Annotated in this window: 7 protein-coding genes and 4 pseudogenes; 5 read left to right on the plus strand and 6 right to left on the minus strand. The window is 52.6% G+C overall.

The window, feature by feature from the left end:
* Positions 1-108 (plus strand): annotated as a pseudogene (locus tag FN806_RS20115) (IS5/IS1182 family transposase); the annotation flags it as partial.
* 154 nt (positions 109-262) lie between these two features.
* Positions 263-688, plus strand: a complete 426-nt coding sequence (locus FN806_RS20120; RefSeq protein WP_142640394.1) for a hypothetical protein — start codon at positions 263-265, stop codon at positions 686-688.
* Between the two features lie 467 nt (positions 689-1,155).
* Here FN806_RS20120 and FN806_RS20125 read toward each other — a convergent pair.
* Positions 1,156-1,263 (minus strand): annotated as a pseudogene (locus FN806_RS20125) (IS6 family transposase); the annotation flags it as partial.
* A 316-nt stretch (positions 1,264-1,579) separates the two neighbouring features.
* Positions 1,580-3,076, minus strand: a complete 1,497-nt coding sequence (locus tag FN806_RS20130; protein WP_246097368.1) for an AMP-binding protein — start codon at positions 3,074-3,076, stop codon at positions 1,580-1,582.
* Positions 3,077-3,919: 843 nt separating this feature from the next.
* On the opposite strand from FN806_RS20130, the gene FN806_RS20135 reads away from it, so the two are divergent.
* The 3 genes from FN806_RS20135 (at position 3,920) to FN806_RS20145 (ending at position 6,267) form a co-directional block, all read left to right on the plus strand.
* The gene (locus tag FN806_RS20135; protein ID WP_185956758.1) at positions 3,920-4,450 is read left to right on the plus strand and encodes a TetR/AcrR family transcriptional regulator; all 531 of its coding nucleotides are present in this window, start codon (positions 3,920-3,922) and stop codon (positions 4,448-4,450) included.
* A gap of 124 nt (positions 4,451-4,574) precedes the next feature.
* Positions 4,575-4,988 carry an ester cyclase gene (locus FN806_RS20140; RefSeq protein ID WP_142640397.1) on the plus strand — a complete coding sequence of 138 codons (414 nt, stop codon included), beginning with the start codon at positions 4,575-4,577 and terminating at the stop codon, positions 4,986-4,988.
* Between the two features lie 202 nt (positions 4,989-5,190).
* Positions 5,191-6,267 carry a DUF2652 domain-containing protein gene (locus tag FN806_RS20145; protein ID WP_142640398.1) on the plus strand — a complete coding sequence of 359 codons (1,077 nt, stop codon included), beginning with the start codon at positions 5,191-5,193 and terminating at the stop codon, positions 6,265-6,267.
* 180 nt (positions 6,268-6,447) lie between these two features.
* Here the strand turns inward: FN806_RS20145 and FN806_RS20150 are convergent, their stop codons facing one another.
* The 4 genes and pseudogenes from FN806_RS20150 to FN806_RS20170 all read right to left on the minus strand — a co-directional run.
* The gene (locus tag FN806_RS20150; protein WP_142640399.1) at positions 6,448-6,909 is read right to left on the minus strand and encodes a hypothetical protein; all 462 of its coding nucleotides are present in this window, start codon (positions 6,907-6,909) and stop codon (positions 6,448-6,450) included.
* 513 nt (positions 6,910-7,422) lie between these two features.
* Positions 7,423-9,483: an adenylate/guanylate cyclase domain-containing protein gene (locus tag FN806_RS20160; RefSeq protein WP_246097370.1), complete on the minus strand. Its 2,061-nt coding sequence runs from the start codon at positions 9,481-9,483 to the stop codon at positions 7,423-7,425.
* 572 nt (positions 9,484-10,055) lie between these two features.
* Positions 10,056-10,259: pseudogene (locus FN806_RS20165) on the minus strand (IS6 family transposase); the annotation flags it as partial.
* Between the two features lie 356 nt (positions 10,260-10,615).
* Positions 10,616-10,723, minus strand: a pseudogene (locus FN806_RS20170) (IS5/IS1182 family transposase); the annotation flags it as partial.

Raw genomic sequence — 10,723 nt, forward strand, 5'->3', positions numbered from 1 at the left:
TTTGGCAGGCTCAAGGATTGGCGCCGTGTGGCAACCCGTTACGACAGGTGCCCGAAGGTCTTCCTCTCAGCAATCGCCATCGCAGCTCTCGTCATCTATTGGCTATGAGTCCTGACCCTAGTTCATGCTGGCGGGGATAGGCGTCAACTTGAAGCCTTTTCTCAAAACCTTGACCTGTCAGCGCAATAAATCCGAACCTCAAATTTCCAAATTGGTTCCACCTACAGCGTATCAGACACGCTCAACCTAGAGGGACCAAGAAATGAAAAAGACACTGATTACATCCGTCACCGCATTCGCCATTGTCCTGAGTGCCGGAACGTCCACCGCTGGTCCGTTGCGTGACCATAGCCAACGCGGGTTTGCGCACAAAGTTCACTCATCAGTTTCGCAAACAGTCAATCACGCTGATGGGATGGCCAATACCTACCAAACCACCAATTCTTCCGGCTTTGGCTTCGCTTTACCTTCAGAGCGCCATCTGGGTCAAAATAACCTGTCCGCCACTCAGCAGTATCCCGCAATAAACCCGAATTGGAGCTGGGATTTGTCGGATGTTAATGTGATCGGAACTGATACTGGTGGATACGCAATCGAAGACGGTATTCGCCTGAATTGGGGTCAATTCAAGAAAACCAAATGCCTGGTCAAGTTGAAGAAGATGGTCGATACCTCATTGGTTCCGTGATCATTGTCGCGGCAGGGTTTGGGGTTATCATCGAGGGTTTTGCGGAAATTATTTATGATATCGCTTGTCCACTTGGCAATCTTAGCCCAGCTGAATGCTACCTATTCTGGAATGCGGGAGAATTTAGGTCCGGCTGCGATGTAATGCCGGTAACTGCTGCGCTTCAAAACTGAAAGGCCACTCTGTATAATGGGCAGATCACCACGTTATGGACCGACCATGACTCAAAACCCCTGCGCCGGCTCACAAGAGACGGTTCAGGGACTACTGCGTCAGGGAGATCATGCTGGGGTGTTCTGGGTGGAAGCCGATATGTCGGCTGAAACCTAGAGCCCGGTAACGAGACGGCAGGCTCGGGATTTGCTACAAAAACAGATTGCAGCCCAAAGTCACTCACCGATCGGGACGTAGCCGGTTTTGTTGCAAAATTTTGAGCACGACGAGCTGTTTTAACGATCGGATTGGAGCTAGACGGTCAGCTCAGCGAATTGTTTGAATGAACAGAGTCCAGGCTTGAATTGGCCTTTGCGGATCATGTGCGCCACCTCGATACCTGCAAAAGTTGCCGTAGCCGACCACTTAATACAGCACTGCGTGCAGGTGAATGATAAGTTTGCGAGTGCAAACCAGTAACGATAATGGCTCCCATTATCGTTATCGATACGAACGGCCCAACCCGGTCATTGTGATTTTTCGCGGTGCGCGCTCGCTACGGAAGAAATGCTGCATGCGCTCGAAATCTGGCGCTGTGACGCGGCGATGAAACCGGCCATTGGTGCAGCGCAGCGAGGCTGGAACGGTCAATTCACACAGTGCGGACTAAGTCGCCGTTCGCTGCCCAGCAGAATTGCCATGTATTTGAACGACGAAGCTTGCCTTCGAGAGGCTAGATCAAGTGGCGCCGACACTCGCTTCTCGGAGCAGGAACCTTTGAATTTTGCCGCTGGGTGTCTTCGGCAGTTCTTTGACGAATTCGATAAGCCGAGGATAGGCGTGTGCAGAAAGGCGCTGTTTGACATAATCCCTCAGCTCTGCAGCCAACGCCTCACTACCTTCTGTGCCTTCCGCCAGTACGACTACCGCTTTCACTATTTCGGTCCGTTCCTTGTCCGGCACGCCTACGACTGCCGCCTCCGTCACAGAAGGGTGTTCAATCAGGGCGCTTTCAACGTCGAACGGTCCGATGCGATACCCCGAAGAGGTGATGACGTCGTCGTTCCGCCCTACGAAAGTGATACATCCGTGTTCGTCCCGCTCCACCGTGTCCCCGGTAAGATAGTATCCGTTCTCGATCGATTTGTTGCCCTTGTTCAGGTAGCCGCTAAAGAACAAGAGAGGTGAATCCGCGATGTTGACGGCCAATTGACCAGGCTCATTGAAATCGGCGATGCTGCCATCCTCGGCCAGAACCTCGACCCTGTATCCCGGCATAACATAGCCGGCCGATCCCGGACGGACCGGATGTTCGAGCCCGTGATGATTATTCACCAGCATACCCGTTTCGGTCTGCCCATAGTGATCTTTAATCGGCGCATTCATTTCGGCCTCGAACCAGCGGATGACTTCGGGGTTTAGCGGCTCGCCTGCGCTGCTGATGCACCGGATCTGATCGCGCAGCTGTGACGCGCGCTCGGTTCCGGCGGCGATGATTAGTCGAAACGCAGTAGGCGCGCCTGCAAAGTTAGTCACATTCAATCTCGAAATCACGTCATATGTACTGTCCACTGTGAATGGTCCCTCGACCAGAGTGGTTGCATGACCCAATAGTAGCGGGCAGATCAACGCATAGTATAGACCATAGGCCCAGCCCGGATCGGCAATGTTCCAGAAAACATCCTCATGCCGCAGACCGATCCCTTCGATCATGTAAGATCTAAAGGCAGGCAGAGCTTTTAGGGGCACGGGAACTCCTTTTGCGGGACCTGTAGTTCCAGATGTCGCCATCATGAACATCAGGTCATCGCCGTTCCGCAATACCGGGACGAACTCAGGCGATTGCGAGGCCATTGCCCGGCGGAAATCAATGTCTCCCCCAACAACCTCTTGTCGCGTGTCAGCAATCATCGCGACAGGCGGGCAACCTTCCACTTCGTTGAGCTTTTTGCGGTTCGCGGCGTCAGTCACAACCATCTTCGCGCCGCTCATGGTCAAACGGTCCTGAATGGCCTTGGGCCCAAAGGCTGTAAACAAAGGCTGATAGGCCGCACCTGCCCGGAGGGCGCCGAGAACAACTGTCACAAGATCCGGGGTGCGCGGCAACAGACCCGCCACGATATCGCCGGGTCGGATGCCTTGTTTCTTCAGCAAATTGGCGAAGCACGCAGCTTCATCGCGCAACTCTACAAAGTTGCGGGTCTCATGGTGCCCGTCCAATGCAATCCAGTTCAATGCCAGGGGATTGCCCTGCAAATGGGCATCACAACATTCTACGCATGCATTGATTCCGTCGCTGAAATTGCCGAAAAAGACAGACTTTGCGAGGTCCAGGTCAAAGTCCTCCAGCGTTTTGGAGTATTCTGGGGAAGTCCCAGAGTCAGAACTCGATTCCATCAAAACGTATTCCTCCAAATGCAGCCCTTAATTACCTTGCACTCAAATAGGTCGAATTTCCACGTTGGAGATTACGCGAACAATAGCGCGCCACGAGTGGTCCATTCAGTCCCGAACCAAAGCTCGATTTGGCACGAGACGGTAGGGCAACGGTCCAATGCATGGCAGATGAAATGGGAGTGAGCCGACGCTCGTTACAGAGATACTTAAACGCGTCAAGATTCACATTTCCGGGGATACGCGACCAGGCTGTAAATCATGCTGCATTGCTCGTGCAAATGGTCTAGGTCAAGGCAGGCTCGTTCGACCATCGGAACTTTGCCTCTCAGCGAATTTCATCGAACCGGTCATTGAAGGCCGCGCTGGGATGCGAAAATTGAGCAGCGCATTTACTGCGGTTGGTTTGAACAATAAGAATGGCTGTCAATCCTGACGTCAATTTTAGAAAACGCAGGAGCATTCCCGCTACACGGAGCAATGACAAATCAACTATTTGCCTGCGAGTTGGAATTTAAGAGCACACCATGCAAAACGTGGTAGTTCACGAATATTCTACCCTGCGTAACGGTTTTTCCTGATCTTGCTCAGACGGTACGTGTTGCGATTTTTAAATGATCATTTTAATATACTCCGATGGGTAGACCAAGATCATATTCACGCGAAGCTGTAGTTGAAAAAGCCATGGGTGTTTTTTGGCAAAACGGCTACAAAGCTGCATCGATAAGTGACGTTGTCCGCGAAACCGGGCTGAACACGGCCAGCATGTACAAGGAGTTTGGAGACAAGGAAGGATTGTTTTCAGCAGCTTTGGATCATTACCGCGATCATGTTATCGGGCCGCGCTATCGTATTCTGATCGACAACCCTAACTTAGAGGGCGTCGAAATGTTTCTCCGAAACGTTTTTTTGGGGGCCGCCAAGTCGGAATACAAGGGCTGCCTGATGATGAACCACCTTGCGCAGAAACATGTGATAAGTCCTGAGGCCGCTGAACAGGTGGGCGCGTTCTGTGCAGAGGTGGAGTCGCTGGTTGAAGCCGCTCTACGCAATGCCCAGGCGGAAGGAGATATCGGGGCGGAGAAGGACACGGCGCAGCTTGCAAGCTTTGTGGTTTTTTGCGTTCACGGGACCGTCTTGTATGGGCGGCACGACGAAAAAAAGCACGTGATACCAAACTTTTACGACTTGATCATGCGGGAAATTCGCGAGTGAAGTTCATCCCTCATTTATTTTAAAATTGATTTTTTAAAATAAATCTTCTAAAACTATCCCATCCAGATGGAGTTGAAGGCGACTACGCGCTGGACGTTAGTAAAACAGGGATAGGAGAAACACGATGAGTATTTCCGAAACGGCTATGGCCTTCTTTGATGCATGCGAAACAGGCAAAGGCTGGAACGTCTGCAAGACATACTGTCAGGACGGTGCCACTTTTACATGCGAAGCCGACGCATTGGCCGATATCTCGACAATCGAAGATTATACAGCCTGGACGGCGGGAATTTTGACCCCAATCCCAGATGGCAATTACGACATCACCTCATTCTCGACTGATCACGAACGCAACATCGTAACGGCCACAGCAGTATTCAGCGGCAAACAAACCGGTGAAGGTGGACCAGTTCCTGCCACCGGCAAAGAAATCGCAACCAACTATGCCTACGTTATGGAATTTGAAGGTGATAAGATCGCCCGAATGACCAAAATCTGGAATGATGGGCACTCTCTAAAACAACTCGGATGGGCGTAGTGACGTCGCTATAGCGGCGGCGCCATTTAGGGGCTGTATTGCGGGAACTTGGTAACCACTTCGGGCTCTCACCGGCAACTTTGCGTCTGAGCTCCAGCCTACACACCATGATGACCGTCTATGGCGCATTTGGACCCAAAGTGGTTTTGAACCCTTTGTAGGTCAAAATAACCGCGCCAAACACTCTTTTGGGGAGCGTGCCATGTCAACACAAACTGGATATCTGTTGATCGCCGACATTTCCGGCTACACACAATTTTTGACCACTTCGGAAATGGATCACGCTAATCCGATTTTGCATTCCTTGCTGGGCGTACTGGTCGAACAGGTGGGTGATCCGCTCCATTTCTGGAAAACCGAAGGCGATGCCGTTCTGGCATATTCAACCCGGCAGGATTTCCCCTCCGGCGAGACCTTCCTGACCATCTGCGAGAATCTCTACAACGCATTTGCTCTTCGTCGGCAGGACATAATTGCCAACACAACCTGTACCTGCAACGCGTGTGCCAATGTCGGAGGGCTGGATTTGAAGGTTATCACCCATCATGGCCAGTTCGAAGAAATGCAACTTGGCCCGGTAAAAGACTTTTCCGGCGCCGACGTTGTTCTGGTCCACCGAATGGCCAAGACGAACGTTGTTGAAGCCACCGGTGTACGCAGTTACGCGCTGTTTAGCGAGGCCGCTGCAAACGCCATGGATATCAAAGGCATAGTGGAACCGTTTTCACAGGACATCGAACATTTTGGCGAGGTTTCGATGAAGGTCTACGATTTGGCTAAATCTTGGGAACGTTTGCGTACCAACCGCGAGCGCCATTTTTTGACCAAGGAAGACGGAGTTTGGACCTTCAGCCATCATTTCGATGCTCCAATTGCAGTCGTCTGGGAGGCGTTGGTCGCGCCTGAACTAAAGCTGAAATGGATGAACCGTGTTCAGGATATCACCGTCGACAGCCCGCAAGGGCGCCTCAGCAACGGGTCGGAATATCATTGCTCTCACGAATTGGCGGACTTTTTCTATCGCATCACTGATTGGGAACCGTTCGACTATTTCTCGACCTGCATCCAGGATCCGGCGCGCACTGGAGTAAGCCTGCCCGAGACATATCAGCTGACGCAAACGAACTCTGGCACCGACTTGCGATACACAATGGGTCAAGCGACGGATGCCGAAGGCAATAGGTCGGAAATCTCAGAACAGGAGGTTTCAGCGTTCCTGGCAGAATTCTGGGCCGCATCGTTCTCTGATCTGGACGAACAACTCAAGGCCTCGAAGTAAGAGCGCTTTGATGGGACGGCTTACATTGCGTCGGCAACCGCGAAATGCTGCTCTCTGAGATGTGTATGATGTCTGACGCCATCACCTACCGAACATTGGAGCAACAGTAACGTTTTCCCATGCCCTGCTTCCCACGATCAATCCAACGGCCCTACCCGTCATAAACTCAGGGACAACATTTCACTCAGGGATTTCCACGGTTCCTACTATGTGGGTTCGCCTCAAAGGTAGTGCTTGGTACATCGACACAATGTCCGTCGTGGCTATGCCCTCGCCAGTCATCCCATCATAGCGCCCGGTTCCGACGATAATTTCCCAAGAGTTTGCCGCGCCTTTTTCCCCTGCTTTCCAACGCATAGTGAAAGTGTCTTCGCCCTCACCAAAAATGCATATTCCGGAGATTGAGTTGGTCCCATCTTGGTAACCGAACCCCGATCCAAGGCATCGAGCAAGCCCGCCGTCAACAGGACCTTCGATAACTTCAAATCCTCCTTTGTTGTCGGCGATGTGAAAAATATGATCACCAAGGTCAAAGTTTTCCTGAGAAAGCGGATAGAAATTATTAAGCTCGATGCGTTGCTCCTCGGCACTGGTCGCAGTACTAGTAGCGGCCAAGACCGAGATCAAAATTAGGTTTTTCATTAAGGCCTCCTAAGGCTCCATTCACCTTAAGAGTATTAGTGACATTAGCAAACGACGGGCATGTTAATTTCGGCTATTCATGAGCGCCCGCTCGTCTCGACCCGCCAGTATGTGCGGATTGTCCGGGAATGGGTGAAGCCCATAGACCTTGAGGCGAGCACCAACGGAACGCATTCTAAGAGGTGAACCAAGGTTACTCAGATCTGCAGAAACATTGACAATCTGCGCAATAAGCGACTTCTGCCTGGACATACAAAATTGGATAGGACGGTACGGTATCCTGGCCTAGAGTTGGAGGACACATTGGCCATCGCGGAAGCTTTTGAAATTTAGAGCCACAGGGTCGTTTTCCTAGACGGCCCAAACCGGACATTGGCTACAGCGTGGTGATGCTGCGGTCGTAACCCACTTTCCGGACATTCGCTGCGAGAGCGAAGCCCCTGGCGCGCTGAGCACATACAACACAAGACTTGTCGGACTTTCCCAAAGCCCCTTAACTTAAACGGAAGTTACCTACTGGTTCTTGTTGGTGCTAGTAACCGCACGCCAGCCTTCGTTTGGCGGCCTGTCTAACAGGTCTTGGGCGCGGGCCATCATGGCGACTGAGGCGGGGTCTCCGTTTCGCGCCTGGTCTGCGGCCGCGAATGCGGCAACGGCCTCTTCAAACCGCCCTGTCCGATAATGTGTAAGGCCTCGTTCATAAGCCTCTATCCAGGCAAATGATCCAACACGCCCATCCGCCATCGCGATCAGTTCGTAGACCACCAGCTCTTCAACACGTCCAAACACGGTAAGCGTGTCCAACTCACGGACCACGATTGCGTCAGCGGCCTGTCGCCTCGTTTCCGGCCCGACCAGGATCAGCGTTCCATAGTCTTTGTTGGCCCCTTCCAACCGACTGGCAACGTTCACGACATCACCAATCGCGGTGTAGTTCAACCGCTGCTCTGATCCGATATTTCCGACCAGAGCCTCGCCGCTGTTCACCCCGATCCTGACGCGTAGGGGGTTGCCGGCCTCATCTTCAATTCCGGACGCGCCCACGGCGGCGACAAGGTCCAGCGCTGCGCGGCAAGCATTTTCAGCGTGATTGGCATCTTTACGCGGCGCCCCCCAAAACGCCATCACGGCATCGCCAATAAACTTGTCGATCGTCCCACCGTTTTGAGTAATGGCCGCTGAGGCTGCGCTGAAGAAGGGCTCCATCAGCTGGACAATATTTGGGCCAAGTTTTTCGGACAGCCCTGTGAAACCCGCTACATCGCAAAACAACACAGAGATCTGTTTCATTTCTCCGCCCGGCTGTATCTTGATGCCCTCAGCAACCAGCATACGCACGAGATCGGTGGGCACGTATTTTCGGAAAGCGGACAAACCAGCGGCCATGCTCGCGGTTGCCGCAGAAAGATTGGCAAGCTCAGACAGTCTGGAGGGTCTGCGCTCAATGCGTTCGACGTCAAAGCGTTCAATTTTGCCAAGATCTTCGGCGATGCGTGCCAACGGATTTGCGACAATGCTTCGGATCAGCCAGATCGCCAGCCCGGTTGCGACGATCACCACACCGATCAAAACGTATATCAAGTTTATCAGCGCTTCATCGATGCTCGACAGAAACGCCGCTTCGGGTATGACCGTGGCAACGCGCCAGCCGTAAAACCCCAGTGGCGTCAGCGCCACCGCATAAGGCACGCCGTCGATGACGACACGTTTCGTCAACGTGCCTTGGGCATTCGCTTGGGGATCTGCCAACAACCTTTCGCCTGAGATCATAGCAACTTCATAAAGCTTCCCTTCGCCCATTCGCGCCGGGGTAATCTCATCCGCTTCTGCATCAGGTACTGCAATAACTTTGCCGTCAGCGTTCAGAATAAATGCCGCGCCGAATTCGCCGGGGGCAAGCGTGGCGAGAAAACGTGACAAACGATCCGTTTCGATTGCAACGGCCAGAACACCTTGCCGCGTTCGGTTAACGTCTATCGGACCAGCAAAGGCGTAAACGGTTTTTTTACTATCCGGAAGGTCGCGCGTTTCGATCCACCCCGCAGAGCTGAGACCCATGAAGTTTTCAAACCAGGCATGTTCGCGCGGATCATAGGATGTTTCGGCAAAGGTCCTCTCCTCGAACTGAATGTCACCGGGGATAAAGATATAGCGATCCTTCCGCAGCATTCGGTCGCGGATCCCCTTGTCGATTTCAATCATCTCAAGCCCGCCGTCACCTAAACGGTGCGACGCGAAAAAATTGCCATCGGGCCAGCCAAAGAACATCCATGAGATATTCGGCTGCGCCTGCAGTTGCGACAAAAAAACAAACTCGCGCTTGTCGGCCTGTCGCGTCGCGATGACGTTCTGGACAAAGATCGTGCGAACGGCTGCCCAGGCGGCTTCGGCCGACCTAAGCGTCACCCCCACCTCGATGCGGACAGTGTTCGCGATCTGGCCGTTGATTTCAGCTGCAAGCATGCGGCTATTGTCGCGCGCAGTCGTCCACCATAGGGAATGGACAATAAAGGTCGACACTCCGATAGACACAGCCACCAGAATTGACACAGCGATGCCCACGCTAAGTCGCACTTAAATCTCCGCCAAATTACTCATATTCTTCAGTATTGAATTGAGATTGCTAGGAGGGCATAACTTTTTTTGACCTATCCCGAAATCTCACGCAACTGTTAGGTAGCAGCAAAGCATTGTGTTGAAGCGGGCGCTTGAACATTGGCTACTGTAACTGACCTTTGCGATTTTGCCAGACGCTGTGTGCAAATGAACGGGCCGCCCGAACTTGCCATTGGCAGATATGTCCCACCACTGCGCTGCAGCTCATCAAAGGAGACATTCGCCGCAGCCACAAAATCGGCGGGTCTACGAACTAACAGCTCGCGAAAGGAATCTGCCGTTCATCTACTCTGCCCTTCCCGCCGCATATTGCGGGAAGAGCCGCCGTTGGTCCGAATTCGCAAGTTCGGTATGATCTTAGCGGCTTTGTCGCAAAATTCTCTGAAGTGTGAGGGCTGGTTGGAATTTACTAAGTTCAAGCGGTTTGGTTCGCAAACTGCTTGAACGGGCAGATTCCGACTCCGAACTGACCCTTTCTGATCATCTGCGCAACTTCAATCCCATCGAGCGTTGCAGAGGCGGACGCAGTTTCGCTTCTGGCGACGTGCCTTGTCGGCAATCAATGGCGCATATTTGACGATCCAACGGTTCAGCGTCGCGTGATCAACCTTAACTCTGCGCTCAGCCAGGATTTCTTCCAGATCCCGATACGACACTGAGTAGCGCAGATAGAAAAACACCTCGTGCAAGATCACATCTTTTGGGAAATGCGAGCCCTTGAATGAGATCGTCACCGGATGCTCCTGTCAATTTTGGGCTGGTCATTAATGTTGTTTTCTCCAGTGACAGAATAATAAAGTCTATTGAGAACCATCACCGCCAACCACTAATCCAAATATATAAGGGCGCTTCTGGTTAAACGTGGCCTTTGTGCCGAATGGGCAAAGCATTGGTTTGTCACCCGTCGCGCAAACACACCGCACCAAGAAATGGCGAACGGCATCTAATCTGATCTCTAGACGGCGGCGGCCGCTACCTGGAGGGTGCGTTGTGGGCTAACACTTGCCAGATCTCAGGCGTTAGCCCTGGATGCTAGCATTGGATCGAGTTGCCTTTCAGCACATCGAAGCCAGCCAACTAGGGTCAGGACTCATAGCCAATAGATGACGAGAGCTGCGATGGCGATTGCTGAGAGGAAGACCTTCGGGCACCTGTCGTAACGGGTTGCCACACGGCGCCAATCCTTGAGCCAGCCAAA

The organism is Ruegeria faecimaris (assembly GCF_900182615.1).
In the GTDB taxonomy this organism is placed as follows: Bacteria; Pseudomonadota; Alphaproteobacteria; order Rhodobacterales; family Rhodobacteraceae; genus Ruegeria; species Ruegeria faecimaris.

Excerpts from the sequence above, each read along its gene's own strand:
- FN806_RS20150 (WP_142640399.1), bottom strand. The coding sequence starts at position 6,909 with ATGAAAAACCTAATTTTGATCTCGGTCTTGGCCGCTACTAGTACTGCG.
- FN806_RS20145 (WP_142640398.1), top strand. The coding sequence starts at position 5,191 with ATGTCAACACAAACTGGATATCTGTTGATCGCCGACATTTCCGGCTAC.
- FN806_RS20135 (WP_185956758.1), top strand. The coding sequence starts at position 3,920 with ATGGGTGTTTTTTGGCAAAACGGCTACAAAGCTGCATCGATAAGTGAC.
- FN806_RS20140 (WP_142640397.1), top strand. The coding sequence starts at position 4,575 with ATGAGTATTTCCGAAACGGCTATGGCCTTCTTTGATGCATGCGAAACA.
- FN806_RS20120 (WP_142640394.1), top strand. The coding sequence starts at position 263 with ATGAAAAAGACACTGATTACATCCGTCACCGCATTCGCCATTGTCCTG.